The sequence below is a fragment of the Brevundimonas mediterranea genome (genome assembly GCF_014196125.1).
Lineage (GTDB): Bacteria > Pseudomonadota > Alphaproteobacteria > Caulobacterales > Caulobacteraceae > Brevundimonas > Brevundimonas mediterranea.
The window spans coordinates 193,529-215,498 of the sequence record NZ_JACIDA010000001.1; the positions used below are offsets into that span (position 1 = coordinate 193,529).

19 protein-coding genes are annotated in these 21,970 nt (G+C 66.0%); 9 read left to right on the forward strand and 10 right to left on the reverse strand.

The window, feature by feature from the left end:
- The first annotated feature begins 77 nt into the window (after nt 1-77).
- From rplQ to GGR11_RS01085, 3 genes are all read left to right on the forward strand, one after another.
- A complete protein-coding gene (gene rplQ, locus GGR11_RS01075) occupies nt 78-497 on the forward strand; it encodes a 50S ribosomal protein L17 (RefSeq protein ID WP_035307159.1) in 420 nt (139 codons plus the stop codon).
- Between the two features lie 109 nt (nt 498-606).
- Nucleotides 607-1,065 (forward strand): GNAT family N-acetyltransferase, encoded by a 459-nt coding sequence (locus GGR11_RS01080; protein WP_183194959.1) that lies wholly within the window; start codon nt 607-609, stop codon nt 1,063-1,065.
- 188 nt (nt 1,066-1,253) lie between these two features.
- Nucleotides 1,254-2,183 carry a LysR substrate-binding domain-containing protein gene (locus tag GGR11_RS01085; protein WP_183194960.1) on the forward strand — a complete coding sequence of 310 codons (930 nt, stop codon included), beginning with the start codon at nt 1,254-1,256 and terminating at the stop codon, nt 2,181-2,183.
- Here GGR11_RS01085 and GGR11_RS01090 read toward each other — a convergent pair.
- Complete coding sequence (locus GGR11_RS01090) at nt 2,143-3,000, reverse strand: ABC-2 transporter permease (RefSeq protein WP_183194962.1); 858 nt, start codon at nt 2,998-3,000, stop codon at nt 2,143-2,145. The two genes, GGR11_RS01085 and GGR11_RS01090, sit on opposite strands and share 41 nt — an antisense overlap.
- Nucleotides 2,990-3,916, reverse strand: a complete 927-nt coding sequence (locus GGR11_RS01095) for an ABC transporter ATP-binding protein (RefSeq protein ID WP_183194964.1) — start codon at nt 3,914-3,916, stop codon at nt 2,990-2,992. The genes GGR11_RS01090 and GGR11_RS01095 overlap by 11 nt, the downstream gene beginning before the upstream one ends.
- A 99-nt stretch (nt 3,917-4,015) precedes the next feature.
- Between GGR11_RS01095 and GGR11_RS01100 the strand changes: the two genes are divergently transcribed.
- Nucleotides 4,016-5,272, forward strand: a complete 1,257-nt coding sequence (locus GGR11_RS01100; protein WP_183194965.1) for an alkaline phosphatase family protein — start codon at nt 4,016-4,018, stop codon at nt 5,270-5,272.
- Between the two features lie 985 nt (nt 5,273-6,257).
- On the opposite strand, the gene udk is transcribed toward GGR11_RS01100, so the two are convergent.
- Nucleotides 6,258-6,905, reverse strand: coding sequence for a uridine kinase (gene udk, locus GGR11_RS01105; protein WP_183194967.1), 648 nt, complete (start codon nt 6,903-6,905; stop codon nt 6,258-6,260).
- A gap of 189 nt (nt 6,906-7,094) precedes the next feature.
- Between udk and GGR11_RS01110 the strand changes: the two genes are divergently transcribed.
- Together GGR11_RS01110 and GGR11_RS01115 are read left to right on the forward strand one after the other, a co-directional pair.
- Nucleotides 7,095-8,729 (forward strand): long-chain-fatty-acid--CoA ligase, encoded by a 1,635-nt coding sequence (locus GGR11_RS01110; RefSeq protein ID WP_183194969.1) that lies wholly within the window; start codon nt 7,095-7,097, stop codon nt 8,727-8,729.
- Nucleotides 8,730-8,744: 15 nt separating this feature from the next.
- The gene (locus GGR11_RS01115; protein WP_183194970.1) at nt 8,745-9,431 is read left to right on the forward strand and encodes a DUF1499 domain-containing protein; all 687 of its coding nucleotides are present in this window, start codon (nt 8,745-8,747) and stop codon (nt 9,429-9,431) included.
- On the opposite strand, the gene GGR11_RS01120 is transcribed toward GGR11_RS01115, so the two are convergent.
- Nucleotides 9,428-10,330 (reverse strand): MBL fold metallo-hydrolase, encoded by a 903-nt coding sequence (locus GGR11_RS01120; RefSeq protein ID WP_183194972.1) that lies wholly within the window; start codon nt 10,328-10,330, stop codon nt 9,428-9,430. The genes GGR11_RS01115 and GGR11_RS01120 overlap by 4 nt on opposite strands.
- Nucleotides 10,331-10,549: 219 nt before the next feature.
- The gene (locus GGR11_RS01125; protein ID WP_183194974.1) at nt 10,550-11,068 is read right to left on the reverse strand and encodes a hypothetical protein; all 519 of its coding nucleotides are present in this window, start codon (nt 11,066-11,068) and stop codon (nt 10,550-10,552) included.
- Between the two features lie 331 nt (nt 11,069-11,399).
- Here GGR11_RS01125 and GGR11_RS16600 point away from each other — a divergent pair, with 331 nt between their 5' ends.
- The 3 genes from GGR11_RS16600 to GGR11_RS01135 all read left to right on the forward strand — a co-directional run bounded on the left by GGR11_RS16600 (nt 11,400) and on the right by GGR11_RS01135 (nt 15,082).
- Entirely contained in the window at nt 11,400-12,752 is a 1,353-nt protein-coding gene (locus GGR11_RS16600; RefSeq protein WP_221205063.1) for a TonB-dependent receptor plug domain-containing protein, read from the forward strand.
- An 8-nt stretch (nt 12,753-12,760) separates the two neighbouring features.
- Complete coding sequence (locus GGR11_RS16605; protein ID WP_221205064.1) at nt 12,761-14,326, forward strand: TonB-dependent receptor domain-containing protein; 1,566 nt, start codon at nt 12,761-12,763, stop codon at nt 14,324-14,326.
- A 147-nt stretch (nt 14,327-14,473) separates the two neighbouring features.
- Nucleotides 14,474-15,082, forward strand: a complete 609-nt coding sequence (locus GGR11_RS01135; RefSeq protein WP_246331471.1) for a hypothetical protein — start codon at nt 14,474-14,476, stop codon at nt 15,080-15,082.
- 45 nt (nt 15,083-15,127) lie between these two features.
- Here the strand turns inward: GGR11_RS01135 and metH are convergent, their stop codons facing one another.
- The 5 genes from metH to GGR11_RS01160 all read right to left on the reverse strand — a co-directional run bounded on the left by metH (nt 15,128) and on the right by GGR11_RS01160 (nt 21,959).
- Complete coding sequence (metH, locus tag GGR11_RS01140) at nt 15,128-17,794, reverse strand: methionine synthase (RefSeq protein WP_183194977.1); 2,667 nt, start codon at nt 17,792-17,794, stop codon at nt 15,128-15,130.
- A gap of 169 nt (nt 17,795-17,963) precedes the next feature.
- Nucleotides 17,964-19,058 (reverse strand): homocysteine S-methyltransferase family protein, encoded by a 1,095-nt coding sequence (locus tag GGR11_RS01145; RefSeq protein WP_183194979.1) that lies wholly within the window; start codon nt 19,056-19,058, stop codon nt 17,964-17,966.
- The gene (metF, locus tag GGR11_RS01150) at nt 19,058-20,011 is read right to left on the reverse strand and encodes a methylenetetrahydrofolate reductase [NAD(P)H] (RefSeq protein WP_183194980.1); all 954 of its coding nucleotides are present in this window, start codon (nt 20,009-20,011) and stop codon (nt 19,058-19,060) included. Before metF ends, GGR11_RS01145 begins: the two co-directional genes overlap by 1 nt.
- A complete protein-coding gene (locus tag GGR11_RS01155) occupies nt 20,011-20,985 on the reverse strand; it encodes an ArsR/SmtB family transcription factor (protein ID WP_183194981.1) in 975 nt (324 codons plus the stop codon). The genes metF and GGR11_RS01155 overlap by 1 nt, the downstream gene beginning before the upstream one ends.
- A gap of 47 nt (nt 20,986-21,032) precedes the next feature.
- On the reverse strand, nt 21,033-21,959 hold the full coding sequence (locus GGR11_RS01160; RefSeq protein ID WP_183194984.1) for a 2-hydroxyacid dehydrogenase: 927 nt from the start codon (nt 21,957-21,959) through the stop codon (nt 21,033-21,035).
- Nucleotides 21,960-21,970 lie beyond the last annotated feature (11 nt).

A 21,970-nucleotide genomic window follows, 5' to 3' on the forward strand; every position in this document is an offset into this window, starting at 1 on the left:
GAGAATGCCGGGGCGGTTAGAAGATTACGGTTCCAGGTCCCTGTTGGGATACCGGTTCCGGAGTAGGAGAGACCCAGATGCGCCACGGCGCCGCCCATCGTAAACTCGGTCGCACGACCAGCCACCGCACCGCCATGTTCGCGAACATGGCCGCCTCGCTGATCAAGCACGAGCAAATCACCACGACCCTGCCCAAGGCGAAGGAACTGCGTCCCTTCGTCGAGAAGCTGGTCACCCTGGCCAAGAAGGGCGATCTGCACGCTCGTCGTCAGGCCATCAGCCAGGTTCGCGACGTGCCGCAAGTCGGCAAGCTGTTCGAAACGCTCGGCCCGCGCTACAGCGAGCGTAACGGCGGCTATATCCGCATCATGAAGGCCGGCTTCCGTCACGGCGACAACGCCCCGATGGCCGTGATCGAGTTCGTTGATCGCGACGTCGAAGCCAAGGGCAAGGACTCCGGTCCGGTCCTGGCCTTCGAAGGCGACGACGAGGCTTAAGCCTCGCGTCCCAGCGTTTCTCGTTTCTGACGAGACTGATATTCGAAAGGGCGGCCGGAGCGATCCGGCCGCCCTTTTGCTTTGACCGGACATGAGGCAAGAGGCGGGAATGACCGCCGCCATCGTCGAATACCGCCCCGACCACGCCGCCGCCTGGGCGCGGCTGAATGAGGCCTGGCTGGCCGAGGGCGGGTTCGCCATCGAGGCGAAGGATCGGCGCTCCATCGACGATCCGCACGGCGTCTTCATCGCCGGCGGCGGCCGGATCTTCATCGCCGAACGGAACGGGGCGGCTGTCGGTTGCTGCGCCCTGATCCGCATTCCGGACGGCTTCGAGGTGTCGAAGATGACGGTGACGCCGGCCGCGCGCGGCCTGGGCCTGGCGCGGCGCCTGCTGGAGGCCTGCGAGGCGGCGGCCCGCGAGGTCGAGGCGACGCATCTGTATCTCGAGACCAACAGCGCCCTGAAGCCGGCCATCGCCCTGTACGAAAGCTTCGGCTTCCTCCATCTGCCGTCCCACCCGACCCCCTACGCCCGCGCCGACGTCTTCATGGAGAAACGGCTCTAGCCACTGAAGGCCTCGCCCAGGGCCAGAATCCATATGAGCAGAACGCACAGGCCGTAGACCATCTGGTCCAGGCGGGTGCGTCGGGGCGGGCGCGGCGGCGGGTCCAACTGAGGCATGACCAGCTTGGAGCCGATTTCCCTGGAGGCCGAAATCGATTAAGCGGGCAGGGGTCTGTGAGGGGAAGTCACATGAAGCCCGCCGCGCCGCCGCCGCTGAACGCCCTGCGCACCTTCGAGGCCTTCGCCCGCCACGGCAGCATGACCCGCGCCGCCGCCGAGCTTTGCGTCACCCATGGCGCGGTCAGCCGCCAGATCGCGGCCCTGCAGGCCTCGCTGGGCGCGGTGCTGGTGTCGGGTCCGCGTCACGCTCTGATCCTGACCGAGGCGGGATCGCAGTTGGCCGAGCGCCTGACCCCGGCCTTCGGCGCCATAGCCGACGCGGTTCAGGCGACCCGTCACGGCGCCGCGCGCGAGATCGAGATCTCCTGCCTGGGCACCTTCGCGCTGAAATGGCTGATCCCCCGCCTGCCGGGGTTTCTGGAAGCCCATCCCGAGGTGCGGGTGCGGTTGTCGGAATCCTATTCGCCGGTCGATTATCGGCGCGACCGGTTTGACGGCGCCATCCGCATCGTCGAGCCGGACGAGGTTCATCCGCGCGCCCAGGCGACACGTTTTCTGCCGCAGCATCAGGGACCGGTCGGGGCCCCTGAGGTGATGGCGCGGCTGCCGACCCTGGCGGCCGTGGCCGGCGCCCCGCGTCTGCGCTCGGCCACCTTCCGTCGCGCCTGGCCGGCCTGGGCCGCCCTGGTGGGCCTGGACCTGCCCCCGCCCAAGGTGGAGCGCGAGTTCGCCCATAATCACTCGATGGTCGAGGCCGCCGTGTCCGGCATGGGCGTCGCCATTGCGCCCTGGGCCTTCGTGGCGCCGGACGTCGTGGCAGGGCGGCTGGCGGCCCCCTTCGGCTTCGTCGAACGTCCGTCCTGGTTCGCCTTCCTGCGCCCCGAGGGCCGCCGGGACGCCGCTGTGGACGCCTTCCGCGACTGGCTGGTGGTGGAAGGCGCGCTCAGCCCCCCGCCGCCTATTCTTTCGACAGATCCTGACGCTGGAACCAGGCGATAGAGGCCGCGACCGGCACGACGCACCACAGGGTCAGGCTGACGATCGCCTTCATGACCGCGCCTTCGGGCAGGGGCATGGGGCCGGGAGAGACGGCGGCCTTCAGCGTGTCATAGGCCAGACCCGGCAGAAGCAGTTGGGAGGCCCAGTCGGTCGGCGCCCAGCCGATCACGGGCGTCAGCGGTCCCCCGAGGATGGACTGGGCGAAGCCCAGGGCCCAGGGCACGAACAGGGCCGCCAGCAGCGAACGGCTGACCACCGCCGCCAGCAGGGCGATGAGGCCGTACTGGACGATGCGGATATAGGACAGCAGCCCGGTCAGAAGGAACTGGCCCAGATCGAAGTCGGACAGGTCGAAGCTCATCGGCCGCCCGGCGACCACGGCCTGGGAGATGAAGAAGATGAAGGCGGCGATCAGCATGGCCAGCATGGCGATCATGGCCAGGGCCTTCATCACCCCGATCTTGCCCAGCAGCAGCCAGGGGCGGCCGTTGCGCGCGCTGATCAGCCGCCAGGTCTCCCAACGATAGTCGCCGGCGTAGACGCTGGCCGCGGCCAGCAGCATGAAGACCAGCAGCACGCCGTTGGCGCCGTTGCCGGCGGCGAACTCCAAGGCCTCGGCCAGATTGACCGGCTGGTTCCCCAACGCCGCAGGCAGACTGGCCTTGGCCGCGAGGGCGTCGCCCTTGGTCTTGGTGATGATGTGGAAAGCCACGCCGCCGATGATGAACAGCAGCGGCGTCAGCAGCACGCTGAAGAAGACCGCTGTCCGGTTGCGAGAGACGCGATAGGCCTCCGATTTCAGTGCATCAACCAGCATGATCGGCCCCCTTCACAGGCGTGCCCTGCACCCCGGTCCAGCCGGTCTCGCTCATGAAGACGTCCTCCAGGTCGGCGCCGATCCAGCGGGCCTCCTCGATCTCGACCCCGGCCTCGACCAGGGCGCGGATTGTCGCCGCAGCCTCGGCGCGGGGCACGGCGGCGATCAGGGCGTCGCCGTCCAGCGTCGCCCGGTCGCCCAGCACGCCCATGGCCCTGGCCAGGGGCGTGACCGACAGGCGCAGCCGCTCGCCCGAGGCCGTCAGGTCCGAGACCCGGCCCTCGGTGATCACCTTGCCCTTGTTGAAGATGGCGACCCGGTCGCAGACGCGCTGGACTTCCTGAAGCTGGTGGCTGGCCAGAATGATGGTCACGCCGTCGTCGTCGGCCAGGCTGCGGATCAGGGCGCGCATCTCCTGGATGCCGGGGGGATCCATGCCGCTGGTCGGTTCATCCAGAATGACCAGGTCGGGCTTGGTCATCAGGGCGGCGGCCACGCCCAGCCGCTGCAGCATGCCGACCGAAAAGCCGCGCACCCGCCGGTCCGCCGCCTCGGTCAGGCCGACCCGTTTCAGCCAGGCCTCGATCTCGGCGATCGGCACGCCGCCGTGGGCGTAACCCAGCCAGACCAGCACCTGACGCGCCGTCATGAAGGGGGGAAAGCGCGGGGTTTCGATCATCGAGCCCATGCGGCGCGTCGCCGCCGGATCGCCGATCCGTCCGCCCATGACCGTGGCCTCGCCCCCGGTCGGGCGGATCAGGCCCAGCAGGGTGCGGAACAGGGTCGACTTGCCGGCGCCATTGGGGCCGAGGATGCCATAGACCCCGCCGCGCGGGATCGACAGGGTCAGGCCGTCCAGGGCCTTCACCGTCCCATAGGTCTTGGTCAGGCCGCGGATTTCGATGACGGTTTCCATGAGGCGAGCTTGGCGTGCGAACGCGGTTCCCACAAGCCGTCGTGCGGCTGTCGCCCATTAAGTTTAGGCAATGGTTCCGTGTCGCTTCGGAGTTCGCCCATGTCTCGCTTCCTTACGCCCGCCCTGGCGCTCGCCGCCACACTGGCGGTTGCGTCCTGCGCCGGGACGCCGGCCTCGACCGCGCCGGTCGCGCAATCCCCGGTCGTTTCGACCGTTGCGACTCAGGTCGACCGTCCGGACCGGGTGATTCTGATCTCCATCGATGGTTTCCGCCCCGACTATCTGGGCCAGGGCGCGACCCCGGTTCTGGACGGCCTGGTCGCCGGGGGAGCCTTCGGGCCGATGCGTCCGTCCTTTCCCAGCGTGACCTTCCCCAACCACTATACCCTGGTCACCGGCCTGCATCCGGACCATCACGGCGTCGTCTCCAACCGGTTCACCGACGCCGAACTGGGCGTCTTCACCATGGCCAGCAAGGAGAGCGGCTTCTGGGATCAGGCCGAGCCGATCTGGGTCACGGCCGAGAAGGCGGGCGTCCGCACCGGGACCATGTTCTGGCCGGGATCCGAGGTCGAGATCCACGGTGTAAGGCCCAGCCGCTGGGCGCCCTTCGACAAGTCGATGTCGGGCGATGCCCGCGTGGATCGGGTCCTGTCCTGGCTGGACCTGCCCGCCGATCAACGGCCGAAGTTCGAGACCCTCTATTTCGACATCGTCGACACCGCAGGTCACCACTATGGGCCGGATGCGGTCGAGACCCGCGCCGCCGTCGCCTCGGTGGACGCCTCCATCGGCCGGCTGATCGAGGGATTGAAGGCGCGGGGCGTGTATGACCGCGCCCTGCTGGTCCTTGTGTCCGACCACGGCATGGCCGCCACCTCGCCGGATCGGGTGGTGTGGATCGACGACATCATCGACCCGGCCTTGCTTCAGATCGGTTACGGCGGCGCGGTCCTGACCGCCGACCCCGCGCCGGGCCGCGCGGCCGAGGTGCAGCAGAAACTGGTGGGCCGTCATCCGCACATGGAATGCTGGAACAAGGCCGACGTCCCCGCCCGCCTGGTCTATGGCTCCAATCCGCGCGTGGCTCAGGTCGTCTGCCTGGTCGAGACCGGCTGGCTGACGGCCACGCGCGACCGGCCCGTCACGCAACCCGGCGGCGCCCACGGCTATGACAATCAGGCGCCCGAGATGCAGGCCCTGTTCATCGCCCACGGTCCCGGCGTCATCCCCGGCCGGCGCCTGACCGACCTCGACAGCGTCGATGTCCAACCCTTCCTGGCCCGCATGCTGGGCGTCATCGCGCCCCAGGGCGACGGCCGGGCCGAGGACACTCTGCCGATCACCACGCGGTAGAACGCCGGCTTCGTGACCAAGACCCTCTCCCGCTTGCGGGAAAGACCATCCCCGGCGTCCGCGCAGCGGACCAGGCTCGGAGAGGGAAGTGTTCTTCCAGAAGCCAGCAAGGGTCATCATCACCGCCGGAGTCGCCCCCTCCGTCACGGCGCTCCGCGCCGCGCCACCTCCCCCAAGGGGGGAGGATCTCCGTCATCCCATTCCTCCCCCCTTGGGGGAGGTGGATCGCCGCGCAGCGGCGAGACGGAGGGGGCCCGAACGTGATCAACAACCCCGCCCAACTGTCACAATGACGCTGGTCTCACCCCAGCAATTCCAACCCCTTGTCAGATTCTCGCTCCGACTTCCCCGCCAGGGTTTCCCAGCCCCCTATAATCACTCCCGGTCTCGTCGCTTGGAGGGCTCGCTTGGCCTGCGACCTTGCGGCGGCGGGAGCGGATGGAACGGGAGCGGGGGTGCAACTCCCCCGCGCCGGCGGCGACACATGGTGCGCCGCTGGAGGGTCGAGGGGGATACTCGGCCGGACTCGGGACAGGGTTCGCAGACCCTGCCGACCCGTCGCAGGCTTATGGGGTTAGGCGATAAGACCGCCACCGCTCGGCGCCCCGAGCTTGCAGGCCAACCAACCGCGCGGGGCGTCAAACCTTCGTCGAAACGGTACTCAAAACACAAACCTCCGGGCGAAGGCCCGGCGCCCCGCCCAGCCCTCCATGAACTTCGCAGCGAAAGCGCGAGGACGATCAGACCTGTCCTGAAAGGAGCCGTTGATGGCCCGCCCCAAACCCCGTCGCCCCAGACCCGGTCGTGGCCTGCCGCCGGAGAAAAGGCTCAGTCCCGAGGAACGGGCGGAAGACGAACGTCTGCGCGAGCAACTCAGGTTCAACTGTGACCGACTGGACGCCATACTGGCGGCAAAATGGGCTGCTGTGCAGGAGAGGCGACGTCTTGAGGCCGAACAGCCTACGGCAACCGACGATCCCTGGTTCTAGGCGTCCAGCAGCGGCTGGAGCAGCGGATGAGCCAGGACCGGCGCGGCCAGACGCACCACGGCCTGCGGATCCTCCAGCCGCACCGCCGCCGTGGCGTCGGCGATGATGAAGTCGGCGTGGGTGCGCGACGGCTCGGTCAGCCGTTCGTGGCCGGGCCGCACCGTGGCCAGATACTGGGCCACGACCGAATCCGCCGAACGGCCGCGTTCGGACTGGTCACGCAACAGGCGGCGGATGAAACGGATGTCGGACGGGGTGTCGACGAAGACCCGGATGTCGAACAGTGCCGTCAGTTCTGGGGTGCACAGCACATGGGTGCCCTCGACGATCACCACCGCGCTGGCGGGGATCGGCTCGCCGCCCGGCTCGCGACCATGGTGGATGAAGGAATAGACCGGCGCCGTCACCGCACGCCCGGCCTTCAGCTCCTTCAGGTCGGCGATCATCAGGGCGTGATCACGCGCCGCCACATCGTCGAAGTCGAATGTGGCCGCGTCGAAGCCGGGCAGGGAGGCGGCGTCCCGATAATAGGAATCCTCGCGCACCAGCACGGCCTTGCCCTCCGGCAGGGCCGAGACCAGGGCCTCGGCCAGGGTGCTCTTGCCCGAGCCGGAGCCCCCCGTGATCGCGATCAATATGGTCATGGCCGGCCTTCTAGAACGTCGACGAAGCCTGCGCCACAGCGGCTTGCGCGAGCAGCCCCCGCCAGACGATCCGGGGACGATCCGTCGCGCCGGACCTTCCGTCGGTCACGTTGCTTATCGCCGATAACCAAGTTAGCGTCCGGGCAAGCGTCGCCTCGAGCAGACGCATCCATAGGAACAGGAAACGACATGCTGGGCTTGATGCAGGACTGGCCGCTGACGGTCGACAAGATCATCGACCACGCCAAACACTGGCACGGCGACCGCGAGGTGGTGACGCGCTCGGTCGAGGGACCGATCGTCCGCACCACCTACGGCCGGATTCACGACCGGGCCAGGCGCGTCTCCAACGCCCTCAAGGCCTGGGGGATCGCGCCCGGCGACCGCGTCGCCACCCTGGCCTGGAACACCGACAAACATATCGAGACCTGGTACGGCGTCATGGGGATCGGCGCGGTCTGCCACACCCTGAACCCGCGCCTGTTCCCCGAGCAGCTGGTCTACATCATCAACCACGCCGAGGACCGGGTCATCTTCACCGACCTGACCTTCGTGCCGTTGCTGGAAGCCATCCTGCCGCACCTGCCCAAGGTCGAGCGCGTCATCATCATGACCGACGACGCCCATATGCCGCAGACGGCTCTGCCCCGGGCCGAGGCCTATGAGACGGTGATCGCGGGTCAGTCGGCCGAGGTGGTCTGGGGCGACTTCGACGAACAGACCGCCTGCGGCCTGTGCTACACCTCGGGCACCACGGGCCATCCCAAGGGCGTGCTCTATTCGCACCGCTCGAACTTCATCCATACCCTGCTGGGCCTGCAGTCCACCGTCCTGGGCGCCACGCCCAACGAGGTGATCCTGCCCGTCGTGCCGATGTTCCACGCCAACGCCTGGGGCATCGCCTTCGGCGGACCGGCGGCGGGCGCCAAACTGGTCATGCCGGGCGCCAAGATGGACGGCGCCTCGATCTACGAACTGCTGGAGAGCGAGAAGGTCACCTTCTCCGCCGCCGTGCCCACCGTCTGGCAGGGGCTGCTGGGCCATATGAAGCAGAACGACCTGCGGCTCTCGACGGTCAAGCGCGTGCTGATCGGCGGCTCCGCCGTGCCCGAAAGCCTGATCCGCGCCTTCCACGACGATTATGGGATCGAGGTGCTGCAGGGCTGGGGCATGACCGAGACCTCGCCCATCGGCACCCTGTCGAACATGACCCCCGAACTGGCGGACAAACCGTTCGAGGAACAGCTGAAATGGCGCGTCAAACAGGGCACGCCGCCGCTGGGCGTCGAGCTGAAGCTCAAGAACGACGCCGGGGCGACCCTGCCGCACGACGGCGCGACCTTCGGCCATCTGATGGTCAAGGGCCCGACCGTCGCCCGCGCCTATTTCCGCGAGGAGGGCGACATCGTCGACGACGAGGGCTTCTTCGACACCGGGGACGTGGCGACGGTCGACGACCTGGGCTTCATGCAGATCACCGACCGGTCCAAGGACGTGATCAAGTCGGGCGGCGAATGGATCAGCTCCATCGAGATCGAGAACATCGCCGTCGGCCACCCGAAGGTCGAGCTGGCCGCCGTCATCGGCGCCGCCCACGCCAAATGGGACGAACGGCCGGTCCTGATCGTGCGGCTCAAGGACGGCGAGACCCTGGACAAGCAGGAGCATCTCGCCTTCCTGCACGGCAAGATCGCCAAATGGTGGATGCCCGACGACGTGGTCGCCGTGGACGAGATTCCGCTGGGCGCCACCGGCAAGATCGACAAGAAGCTTCTGCGCGAGCGGATGAAGGACTACCGCTTGCCAGAGACCCAGCCTGGTTGAAGATCCGGAGCGCCGATGTCGTCGAACAAGCCTGTCCCCGCCCTGATCCCATGGCTGACCGCCCTGACGGCGGCCGCCCCGGTCCTGGTGGTCGCGGCCATGGCGGCGACCCTGTTCGGCGGCGTTGACCGGGCCGTCACCTATGATCTGCTGACCTGGACCGTGGCGCGAGGCCTGGCCTGGGTCGGGATGGCGGCGGCCCTGCTCGTGCTGGCCCTGGCGCTGCGCGACCTCGGCCGGCGCTGGATCTTCGCCGCTGTCGCCCTGGTCCTGGCCGGCGCGACCCTGGCGGTGTTTCTGCATCAGGGACAGCGGCTGGCCCAGCCGACACCGCGCGACATCAGCACCAATGTGGCCGAACCCCCGGCCTACAGTCGCCTGTCGGCCCTGCATCCGGACGCGTCCGACGTGACCGGCCCCGAATCCTGTTCGGCCGCCCGTTCGATCCCGACCCAGGTCCTGGCCCAGCAGGCCGTCTCGGCCCTGGTCGACGCCGGCTTCCCCATCGTCCGCGCCTCGACCTTCGAGGTCGAGGGCGTTCACGAAGGCGCCTGGTTCGGCTTCGCCTATGACGCCGTCGTGCGCATCCGCCCGGGCCGCACCGACATCCGCGTCGCCGCCCGCGACCCGCGCCCCGACGGCGGCGCGACCTGCCGTCTGATGGACAAGATCGTCACCGCCCTGGAAGACGAGATTCGCTAGGCTAGGTCGAATACGGCGCCCAGACCCGGCTCCGGCTCTGCGGTCGCCGCCCCGTCCTCAACCAGTTTGATCAGATGGGCCAGGACCGACAGCGACGCCGCCGGCCACAGCCGCTGATCCACCGCCGCATAGAGGACCGGGACCATCTCGGCCACGCGCCGATCTCCCGCCTTCAGCCGCGCCAGCACCTGGGCCTCCCGCTCCAGCCGGTGCGCCCGATAGGCGGCTAAGAAGGGCGCAGGCTTTATCACCGGGGGGCCGTGCGTCGGCCACAGGGTGGCGAAGTCGCGGGCGATCACCGCATCCAGGCTGGCCATGTAATCGCGCATGTTTCCGTCCGGCGGCGCCACCACCGTCGTCGCCCAGCCCATGACGTGATCGCCGCTGAACAGGGCGTTCTCCTCCCTCAGCATGAAGGCCATGTGATTTGACGCATGGCCGGGCGTGAACATCGCCTCTATCGTCCAGCCGTCGCCCTCGATGATTTCGCCGCCCGTCAGAACCTGATCAGGCGCAAAGACCGCGTCCTCCTCCTCGTCCAGCCTGCCCGAGGCGTGCGTTTCCTGCGCCGGCGGCTGGGCGGCCAGGATCACGGCGCCGGTCCTCTCGGCGAAGGGGCGGGCGAGGGGGGCGTGATCGCGATGCGTATGGGTCACCAGCACATGGCTGACCGTCCGCCCCTCCACAGCCGCCATCAGGGCCTCCAGGTGCGCCGGGTCCAGCGGACCCGGATCGATCACCGCCACCGCCGATCCCGCCTCGGGCCGCCCGACCACATAGGTCCCTGTGCCGGTGAAGGTGAACGGTCCCGGATTGTTCGCGATCACCCGCTGGATCAGGGGTGAAACCTGGTCGCGCCGCCCGTAGGCGAAGTCGAACTCACGCACGAAGAGAATCACCGCCAGCCGCTCCGAAGGTGGCGCGAGCCTTGCCTTAACGCCTTGGTAACCTCTGCCGGAGCGCCCGCCATGGCCCGTTCGATCGCCTTCGCTGTCTCAAATCGGCTCCAGCCCATCGCGGCGGCCTTCCTCTGTCTCATGGCGACGCAGTTGATAACCGCTTCCTGCACGCCGGAGCCGGCGCCCTACGCCAGTCGAGTGACGATTCAGCGATGACTGTTACTGCCGACGGACGCGAACGGCACGGCTGCTGGAGATCGTCAGCATATAGCTTCCCAACGATGCCCGGCGAACGCGCACGGGCTCACCTTCACGATTTCTGAAGCGGACAGCGCCTGAATCGATCTGCCGCCATTCGGATCCATCCGCCAGCCTGAACAGCCACTTGCCCTCGCCGGAGGGGCTGGCGGAAAGCAGCGTGGTCTCGATCGCTTCGATCTGCGGTTCCGGAGACACGTCTGTGCGTCCCGCAAACGGATTGGTGATCTGGAATCCAAACAACTGGCGGTTCGTTTCGCGCACCTGCGCTCGATCAAGCACGACGACTTCGCCAGTGCGCTCGGCCGCTTCGAGCGCTGCGACCGCCCGATCAAAACACAACAGGCGATCTGCGTCCCGCGTCACCTCGCGACAGCGGGTGAGTTCAATCAGCCTTTCCGCTCGCTCCCCTTCCTGCGCCGGGGCGGCCGTCGTTGATCCTGCGAAGACTGTGGCTGAAATACCGACTAAAGTTGCCATAAAGCACCGCAAATTCCTGCCTCCGTATGCTTTAAAAGAAGAAAATATAACCAATATACCTCACAGCTTCCGGTGATTCTGCATCTTCGCGCCGGAGGTGTCTATGGCGTGGCGATTTTGCGACAGTCCTGCTGCAATGGGGAAGACATTGCGTAATTAGCATGGCGGCGCAAACAAAGGCGGGTCAACACTTCACTGTTCGTGTCGCGCCGGAAGCGGGGACGCGACAAGCCAATGTCTTCGGAGTCCTTGGGCCCGAACGCGATTTGAACCTTGGAGGGTTATCAACATGAGATCACAGAACCAGCGTCGACGTCTGCTGGCATCGACCATGATCGCAGGCTTCGCCGCCATCGGCATGGCGGCGCCTGCTGTAGCCCAATCGACCCAGGACGAACCCGCGTCGGTGTCGGAAATCGTCGTCACGGGTTCGCGCATTCGCCAGGCGAATTTGACCACGACCAGCCCGGTGACCCAGGTTACAGCTGAGGACGTGCGTGAATCGGGCGTCAGTCGCGTTGAAGATCTGGTCACCCAGCTGCCGCAAGCCTTTGCGGCTCAGAACTCGACCGTGTCCAACGGCGCCTCGGGCACCGCCACGGTTTCGCTGCGAAACCTTGGTGCGACCCGCACCCTGGTGCTGATCGACGGCAAGCGGATGGCGTATGGTTCGCCACTGGATGCGGCCGCCGATCTGAACCAAATTCCTGCACAGCTGGTCGAGCGTGTCGAAGTGCTGACCGGCGGCGCTTCGGCCGTCTATGGCTCGGACGCGATCGCCGGCGTGGTGAACTTCATCCTTAAGAAGGATTTCGAAGGTCTGGAACTGACCGCTCAATACGGTCAGTATTTGCACCACAATGATTATGACGGCCCGGGCAATCTCCGATCAGTGATCGAAGGTCGTGGCGCGACAAACCCGTCCCAGTTCAAATTGCCTGATGACGATGTTCAAACCGGATTCAGTCGAGAGATTACCGCCATTATGGGCGTGAGCAGCCCGGATGGTAAAGGCAACATCACCGCGTATGCAGGGTATCGCAAGAACAACAAGGTTCTTGGCCGAGATTACGACTATGCGTCGTGCTCTCTCGGGGGGCAAAACACAGCCGGAGACAGCTTCACTTGCGGCGGTTCAGGCACTTCCTTCCCGGGGCGTTTCCAGGATGCCGACGGAAACTTTGACAATACTTTAGACGCTAACGGCAATTTCGTTCCGTATGTTGGCGCTCGGGACGCCTACAACTTTGGCCCGCTAAATTATTATCAGCGGCCGGACGAACGGTACAACCTGGGTGCAATCGGCCACTATCAGATCAACGACAAGGTTGAAGCCTTCGCTCAACTTATGTTCAGCGATTATCAGTCGGTTGCGCAGATCGCCCCTTCAGGCAATTTCGGCAACACCGGCACCATCAACTGCGACAATCCTCTCCTGTCCGCTTCACAAGCTGCAACCATCTGTGGCGCTGCGGCCGGAACCCCGACTGACGCTTCCCTTTATATCCTTCGTCGTAACGTGGAGGGAGGCGGTCGCCAGTCGCACCTTGATTACACGTCTTACCGTGGTGTGGTTGGCCTTCGAGGCGATCTTGACGATGCCTGGAGCTACGAAGTTTCGGCTCAATACTCAAGGTCAAGCTCTCGCAGATTTACCGCAATGAGTTCTCGATCGCTCGCCTGACGCGTGCTTTGGACGTTGTTGCTGATCCGATTTCGGGCGCTCCGGTTTGTTCCTCCGTTCTGGACGGAACTGATCCAAACTGCGTACCTTACAACGTCTTCTCCTTGGGCGGCGTTACGCAACAGGCATTGGATTATCTCCAAGTGCCATTGGTGATGACGGGTTACACCGAGCAGCAAGTCGTTACGGCTTCCGTGACAGGAGACCTTACCGAACGTGGCGTCGTTTCCCCTTGGGCGACGCGTGGTCTGCAAGTGGCGTTCGGTGCTGAGTACCGTCGTGACTCTCTGGATCTGGTGACGGACGTGACCTACTCCACCGGCGACGGCGCCGGTCAAGGTGGGCCGACCATCGGTCTCGGTGGCGCTCAGTCGACATATGATCTGTTCGGCGAGTTCCAGTTGCCGATCGTCGAGGGTTTGCCGTTCGCTGAATCGATCAGCATCGACGGCGCCTATCGGGCGTCCGACTATGCGCTCGGCGGCAAGACCGACACCTGGAAGATCGGCATGGATTATGCGCCGGTTTCCGATATCCGCTTCCGCGCAAGCTATCAGTCGGCGACGCGTGCTCCCAACGTCATCGACCTGTTCACCGCCGAAGGGTTCAATCTGTTCGACATGGATGCGGATCCCTGCGATGCAACTAGCGCAGGCACGTATGCCGGCAACGCTGTTTGCATTGGCACGAATTCGTGGCAAGTGACCTCCGCTCAGACGACGAGCGGATTGCTGACCAATGATGCTGGACAGTATAATCGTCTTCAAAGCGGGACGTCGACTTTGACGCCGGAAGACTCGGAGACAACTACATTCGGTGTGGTCTTTACGCCGAGCTTCCTGCCCGGATTCAATCTGTCGATTGACTATTTCGATATCGAAATTACGAACCTGATACAGCCGTTGGGCGGCGCAAATATCGCCACTTACTGCTACACATTGGGCGATTTGGATGCCTGTAATCTGATCAAGCGTAACGAAGGTAACGGTAGCCTGTATCTCGGTAACGGCTATATCGAAGATCGCAACGCCAATATCGGCGGTCTAGCAACGTCGGGTATCGACTTCGTCGGCGGCTACAACCTGCCGCTTGAAAGCTGGGGTGTCGCCAACTGGGGTACGATCGGTCTGAGCTTCACCGGCACTTGGCTGGAGAAGTTGGAAACGGATACTGGCTTGGACGTGTTCGATTGCGCCGGCAAATTCGGCAATACGTGTGCTGCGAACGACATTGCGGCCGCACCGGAATGGCGTCATCGCGCCTCTGTGTCATGGGGAACCCCTGTCGATGGCGTCAACCTGGGTCTGACGTGGCGCTATATCTCGGCAATCGATCTGGACTCGGGCGTCACCACGCGTCTGGACAGCACCCTGGAAGAGCAGCACTACTTCGATCTGAACGGGTCGTGGCAGCTGCGTGACAACGTCACGGTTCGCGGCGGCGTCAACAATATCCTCGATAACGATCCGCCGCTGTCCTACTCGGTCGGCACCACGGGCAACAACAATACCTATCCGCAAGTCTATGATGCGATGGGCCGTTACGCCTTCATCAGCGTGACCGCGAGCTTCTAAGCTCACATTCAGTCAAGTCGGACGGGGCGGCGAACCTTTGGGTTGGCCGCCCCTTTCTTTTTTGTCGCCGCAGAAAAACCATTCCGGCGGTCAAGCGTTACGGTGCCGAGAATGGGCCGGGGGGCTCATAATACAGGGATGCCAAAGTTGAAGAATTCCGCAGCCGCGCTCGCCGCCATCATTACTCTCGCGGGTGCGACCGCCCAGGCCCAGACCCAGGGGCAAGGGCCGAGCCAAAATCAGGACGGTCCCATCGTCACCGGCGCGCGCTCGGCCGAGACCGCCGACGCCCTGAAGGTGCGCGAGGCCATGGCCTATGCCCGGCCGCTGCCGCGCGGGGCGCCGACGCAGGATTATCCGCTGGTGGCCTGGTGCGACGCCCTGGTCACGGGCCATGCCGATCTTGGCGAGAGCCTGACCGATCATTCGCCGGAAGATCTCGAACTGGTGCGTCTGGGTCGTCTGGAGGCGCAGGATTTCCGCAGCGCCTTGGCTGCCGCTGAACCGCGCCAGACCGCCGCGACCAAGGCCGCCGCGCAGCAAGCCGCCGCGTCGGCCAAGGCCCAGTGGGCTGCGCTGCTGGCCACGCAGGACGAGGCGGCGCGCAGCCAGTCGTTCGGTCTGTTCTATGGCCTGCCGGGCCGGTGTGAACACGCCGCGCGCCGCATCCGCGCCAATATCACCACCCCGCCTGCGACCCTGGCCGAGGTGGGCCTGACCGAGACGGGTGCGCCGGCGACAGCCGCGCCGAACTGATCAGGGCAAACCTCAAGACGTCTAGACGGCGGTCTGAGCTACGGCTCAGGCCGCCGTTTCGCGTTTGGCCGCGTAGGGATCATAGTTGAGGATGGGGGCCAGCCAGCGTTCGCAAGTCGCCACGTCCCAGCCCTTGCGCCGGGCGTAGTCCTCGACCTGGTCCAGATCGATCTTGCCGACGCCGAAATAGTGGCTGCCCGGATGGCCGAAATAGAGGCCCGAGACCGATGCGGGGGGCGTCATGGCGAAGCTTTCGGTCAAGGCCATGCCGGCGTTGGCCTCGGCCTGAAGCAGGCGGAACAGGGTGGCCTTTTCCGTGTGGTCGGGCTGGGCCGGATAGCCGGGGGCGGGGCGGATGCCCTGATATTGTTCGGTGATCAGGTCGTCGATGTCGGTCGCCTCGTCGGCGGCATAGCCCCACAGCTGGGTGCGGACTTCCTTGTGCAGGCGTTCGGCGAAGGCCTCGGCCAGACGGTCCGCTAAGGCGGTGGCCAGGATGGCGGAATAGTCGTCGCCGGCGTCTCTGAAGCGCTTGGCGATCTCCAATTCGCCGTGGCCGGCGGTGACGGCGAAGGCGCCGATATAGTCCTCACCCTCTTCGGCGATGAAATCGGACAGGGCCAGGTTCGGCTTGCCGTTCGACTTCTTGATCTGCTGGCGCAGGGTGTGGAACCGGGCGATCTCCGCGTCCCGGCTCTCGTCGGCGAAGACGATGACGTCGTCGCCGTCGGGGCGGGCGGGCCAGAAGCCGACGACGCCTTTCGCCGTGAACCATTTCTCGTCGATGATCCGCTTCAGCATGAGCTTGGCGTCCTCGAACAGGTCGCGCGCAGCCTCTCCGACGATCTCGTCTTCGAGGATCAGCGGATAACGGCCGATCAGCTCCCAACTGGCGAAGAAGGGGGTCCAGTCGATGTGATCCGCCAGGTCCTTCAGGTCCCAGGCGTCGAAGGCCTTCACGCCGATGAAGGAGGGCTTGCCGGGCAGGGGCTGGGTCGGGTCGATGCGGAAGCGGTTTTCGCGCGCCTGGGCGAGGGTGGCGCGGGCCTTGACCTCCTGGCCGCGGGCATACTGCTCGCGGATGCGGATATATTCGTCGCGGGTGGCGGCCTCGTTCTTGGCGCGCTCGGTCTTGGACAGCAGGCCCGAGACGACGCTGACGGCGCGCGAAGCATCGACGACATAGGTGGTCGAGCCGCGGCGATAGGCCGGTTCGATCTTGACCGCCGTATGGGTGCGGCTGGTGGTGGCGCCGCCGATCAGCAGGGGGATGTCGAAGCCGCGCCGTTCCATCTCGGCGCCGACGAAGACCATTTCGTCCAGCGACGGCGTGATCAGGCCTGACAGGCCGATGATGTCGACCTTGTGCTCGACGGCGGCGTCCAGGATCCGGTCGGCCGGGACCATGACGCCCAGGTCGATGACCTCGTAGTTGTTACATTGCAGCACGACGCCGACGATGTTCTTGCCGATGTCGTGGACGTCGCCCTTGACCGTGGCCATCAGGATGCGGCCCGCCTGCTCGCGCGGCTTGCCGGCCTTTTCGGCCTCCATGTAGGGCTCCAGCCAGGCCACGGCCTGTTTCATCACGCGGGCGGATTTCACCACCTGCGGCAGGAACATCTTGCCCGAGCCGAATAGGTCGCCGACCACGTTCATCCCGTCCATCAGCGGACCTTCGATGACGTGCAGGGGGCGTTCGAACGAGAGGCGGGCTTCTTCGGTGTCGGCGTCGATATATTCGGTGATGCCGTTGACCAGGGCGTGGGCGATTCGGGCGGCGACCGGCTGATCACGCCATTTCAAATCGACGACGCGGGCGACGCCCTTGTCGCCCTTGTAGTTGGGGGCGATGTCGACGAGGCGCTCGGTGTTGGAGACGTTCGTCCGCTGCGGGCGGTTCAGGATCACGTCCTCGACCGCCTCGCGCAGGGTCGGGTCGATGTCGTCATAGACCGGCAGGTCGCCGGCGTTGACGATGCCCATGTCCATGCCCGCCTGGATGGCGTGATACAGGAAGACGCTGTGGATGGCCCGGCGCACCGGCTCGTTGCCGCGGAAGCTGAACGAGACGTTCGACACCCCGCCGCTGATCCGGGCGTAGGGCAGGGTGGATTTGATGACCTTGACCGCCTCGATGAAGTCGACGGCGTAGTTGTCGTGCTCCTCGATCCCCGTCGCCACGGCGAAGATATTGGGGTCGAAGATGATGTCCTCGGGCGGGAAGCCGACCTCGTTGACCAGGATATTATAGGCGCGGGTGCAGATCTCGATCTTGCGCGCGGCGGTGTCGGCCTGGCCCACCTCGTCGAAGGCCATGACCACCACGGCGGCGCCATAGCGCAGGCATTTGATCGCATGATCGCGGAAGGCCTGTTCGCCCTCCTTCATGCTGATCGAGTTGACGATGGGCTTGCCCTGGACGCACTTCAGCCCCGCCTCGATCACCTCCCATTTGGAGCTGTCGATCATCACCGGCACGCGGGCGATGTCGGGTTCCGCCGCGATCAGGTTCAGGAAGGTCCGCATGGCGACGGCGCCGTCCAGCAGGCCCTCGTCCATGTTGATGTCGATGATCTGGGCCCCGGCCTCGACCTGTTGCCGGGCGACGTCGAGCGCGGCCGAATAGTCGCCTTCGACCACCAGCTTGCGGAATTTGGCCGAGCCGGTGACGTTGGTTCGTTCGCCGACATTGATGAAGGTGGGTCTCATGACTGTCCTCCCTCTCCCATTGGGAGAGGGCTTGAGCGCACGGCGGCGAAGCCGTCGTTCTGGCGCGAAAGGGTGAGGGATAGGCGGTGCGAGTTGGCCCACCGGCGAACCCTCATCCGGCCCTGCGGGCCACCTTCTCCCAATGGGAGAAGGAAAGAACGCGTCACCATCACGCCACCATCTCGAAAGGTTCCAGCCCCGACAGCCGCAGCGCTACCGGGCGTTCCGGGATCACACGCGGCTTCAGCGGCGCGACCTCTTCGGCGACGTGCTTGATATGGTCCGGCGTCGTGCCGCAGCAGCCGCCGACGATATTGACCAGGCCGGAGGCGGCCCATTCCTCGATGAAGTGGGCGGTCTCGTGCGGCTCCTCGTCGTACTGGCCCATGGCGTTGGGCAGGCCGGCGTTGGGATAGGCGGCGACCAGGGTGTCGGCGACGCGGCTCAGTTCGGCGATGAAGGGCCGCATCAGGTCGGCGCCCAGGGCGCAGTTGAAGCCGACGGCGAAGGGCTTGGCGTGGCGCACGCTGTTCCAGAAGGCCTCGGCCGTCTGGCCCGACAGGGTGCGGCCCGAACGATCGGTGATGGTGCCCGAGATCCAGATGGGCAAGGCGTCCATGCCCTCGTCCTCCAGGTCCTTGATCGCCTTGATACAGGCCTTGCAGTTCAGCGTGTCTGTGATGGTCTCGATCAGATAGAGATCGACGCCGCCCTCGTTCAGCGCCTTCACCTGATGGCGATAGGCCTCATAGACCTGGTCGAAGGTCACGCTGCGGGCGCCGGGGTCGTTCACGTCGGACGACATCGACAGCATCTTGTTCAGCGGGCCGATGGAGCCGGCGGCGAAGCGCGGCTTGTGCGGCTCCTTTTCCGTCCAGCGGTCGGCGGCGGCGCGGGCCAGTTTGGCGCCTTCCAGATTGATGTCCCACACCGCCTGGGCGTCCAGGGCGTAGTCCTCCTGGGCGATGGTGGTGCCGGAGAAGGTGTTGGTCTCGGATATGTCAGCGCCGGCGGCGTAATACTGGTCGTGCAGGTCCGAGATGATGTCCGGGCGGGTGATGCAGAGGATGTCGTTGTTCCCCTTCATCTGGTGCTTCTCGTCATAGCCGTTGGCGGCGACGAAGCGGTCGGCGCGGAAGTCGGCTTCGGACAGGCCGCGACGCTGGATCATCACGCCCCAGGATCCGTCGAGAACGAGGATGCGATCCTTGGCCGCCGCATGCAGGGCGGCGATGCGTTCGGCGCGGGTGAGGGGAGAGGTCATCAAGCTGCGGCCTTGGTTTCACGCACGCCCAGCACGCGGCAGATCGCATAGACCAGATCGGCGCGGTTCAGGGTGTAGAAGTGGAAGTCGGAGAAGCCTTCTTCCTGCAGACGGGCGCAGGTTTCGGCGGCGACGGAGGCGGCCAGAAGTTTCCGGGTTTCCGGGTCGTCATCCAGTCCGTCGAAATGGGCCTTCAACCAGTCGGGGATGCTGGTCCCGCAGGCGCCGCACATGCGAGTCAGGCCGGCGAAGTTGGACACAGGCATGACGCCGGGGATCAGGGGAATGGTCACGCCCGCCGCCCGAACCCGATCGCGGAAGCGCAGGAAGGCGTCGATGTCGAAGAAGAATTGGCTGACGGCGCGGGTGGCGCCGGCGTCCACCTTGGCCTTCAGAACATCGATGTCGTGGTCGATGGAGGGGCTTTCGGGGTGTTTCTCGGGATAGGCGCCGACCGTGACGTCGAAGCCGCCGATACGGCGGATGGCGGCCGTCAGTTCGGTGGCGTTGGCGTAGCCGTCGGCGCGGGGTTGATAGACGCCGCCGATGCCGCCGCCGCCGGGCGGATCGCCGCGCAGGGCCACGATGTGATCGACGCCGATGGTCTTGTAGCCGGCGATGACCTCATCGACCTCGTCGCGGCTGGCCTCGACGCAGGTCAGGTGGGCGGCGGGGCGCAGGGCGGTTTCGGCGATGATGCGCTGGACCGTGCGGTGGGTGCGTTCACGAGTCGAGCCGCCCGCTCCATATGTGACGGAGACAAAGGCGGGATTCAGCGGCGCCAGCCGGCGAATGGCGGTCCACAGATTGGCCTCGGCCTCGTCGGTCTTGGGCGGGAAGAATTCGAAGGAGACGCGAACGGCGTCCTGGTTCGAGCCGGCGCGGGCGACCGGACCCAGCGGCGACAGCAGCAGGGCGCGGGCTTCGGCGAGATTGGTGGAGGACGCGGCCATCAAGCGGTCTTTCTGGCCGGGGCCAAGGATGCGGGGACGGGGCGTTCCGCCGTCCAGATCGTCACGGTCAGGCCCTCATTGTCGGGGGGCAGGGCGACGGGCGGGGACGGAGTCAGGCCGCTGTCGGTCAGCCAGCCGTTGATCTCGTGATCGGCGAAGCCCAGGCGGCGATGCTGATGCGCCTCGCGCATATGTTCGAAATCATGCGGCGCGAAATCGACGATCACCAGCCGGCCGCCGGGGCAGACCAGGCGCGCGGCCTCGGCCACGGCGGCGAAGGGGTCGGCCAGATAGTGCAGCACCTGATGCACGATCACCAGATCGGCGCTGCCGGCTGGCAGGCGGGTGGCGAAGATGTCGCCGTGGCGCAGCTCGACCTTGTTCAGCCCGGCCTTGGAGACATTGGCGCGGGCGATGTTGAGCATGTTCTGGCTCAGATCCAGCCCGACCGACATCTTGGCCTTCTTGCCGAACAGGGTCAGCATGCGGCCGGAGCCGGTGCCCAGATCCACGACCCGCTTGAACGGGCCGGGGCCGACGACCTTTTCCAGGGCGGCCTCGACGGCGGCTTCGCTGACATAGAGGGAGCGAAGACGGTCCCATTGCGGGGCGATCTGTTCGAAATAACTTTCGGCCGCCTGTTCGCGATCCTTGCGAACCTCGTCCAGGCGACGATGGTCCGCCTCCCCGGCGTCGTCGGCCAGGATGTCCAGAACGGTGTCGATCAACCGGCGGGCGTGGGCGTCGTGGGACAGGCGATAATAGACGCGGGCGCCGTCGGGGAATCGTTCGATCAGGCCGGCGTCGGTCATCAGTTTCAGATGGCGCGAGACGCGCGGCTGGCTCTGGTCGAGGATGCGCGACATCTCCATGACCGAAAGCTCCTCGCCGGCCAGCAGCGACAGGATGCGCAGACGGGTCGGCTCGCCGGCGGCGCGCAGGGCTTCGACAGTCTGGTCGGCGGTAAGACTCATGAGATCATATAAGGATATCCTTATGTGATTATGCAAGCGAAAACCGCCTAAAGGACGGGCGTCTTCAGCGGTTCTCCGGCGAAATGCGCCTGAAGGTTCTGCATCAGCAGCATCAACATGCCCTGAACGCCGGCTGTCGTGGCGCCGGCGGTGTGAGGCGTCAGGACCATATTGGGTACGTCGGCCCAACGGCTCGGATCCGTCGGCTCCTCCGCGAAAACGTCAAGGGCGGCCTGGCCGAGCACGCCTGACTTCAGCGCGGCGATCAGGGACTCCTCGTCCACGACCTGGCCGCGCGAGACATTGATCAGCAGGCCGTCGGGGCCCAGGGCCTCGAGCACCTCGCGCGAGATCAGGCCGCGATTGGTCTCGTCGGCCTTGCAGGCGACGACCAGGATGTCGCTGGCCTTCGCCAGGGCCAGCAGGCTGTCGGCGCGGGGCCATTCGGCGTCGTGGGGGCGGGGACCCCACCAGGTGACCTCCATGCGGAAGGCCTCGGCGCGGTCGGCGACCGCCTTGCCGATGGCGCCCAGGCCGACGACGCCCAGTTTCTGGCCCCCGACGGAAGCGGTGATGGTGCGGGTCTCGGCGGTCCAGCCGCCGGACCGGACCTGACGATCGCCCGAGACGATCTGGCGGCGCGCGGCCAGGATCAGGCCCAGGGCGTGGTCGGCGACGTCCTCGTGATTGACGCCCGGCGCATGGGTGACGGGCAGGCCGCGTTCACGGCACCAGTCGACGTCGATCCCGTCGTAGCCCGAGGTGAAACAGGCGATCAGGTCGAGGTTGGGCAGGCGTTCGATCAGGGCCTTGTCCAGCGGCGCCCCGCCGGCGACGACCAAGGCGCGGATGTCGTGGGCGGCCTCGATCGGCGGGCCTTCCCAGAAGCGATAGACATCATAGGCGCTCTCGAGGATCGGCGAGAGCGGGGCGAGATGCCGCTGCATGATAAGAACGGCGGGGCGTTGGGTCATGCAGCGGCTCC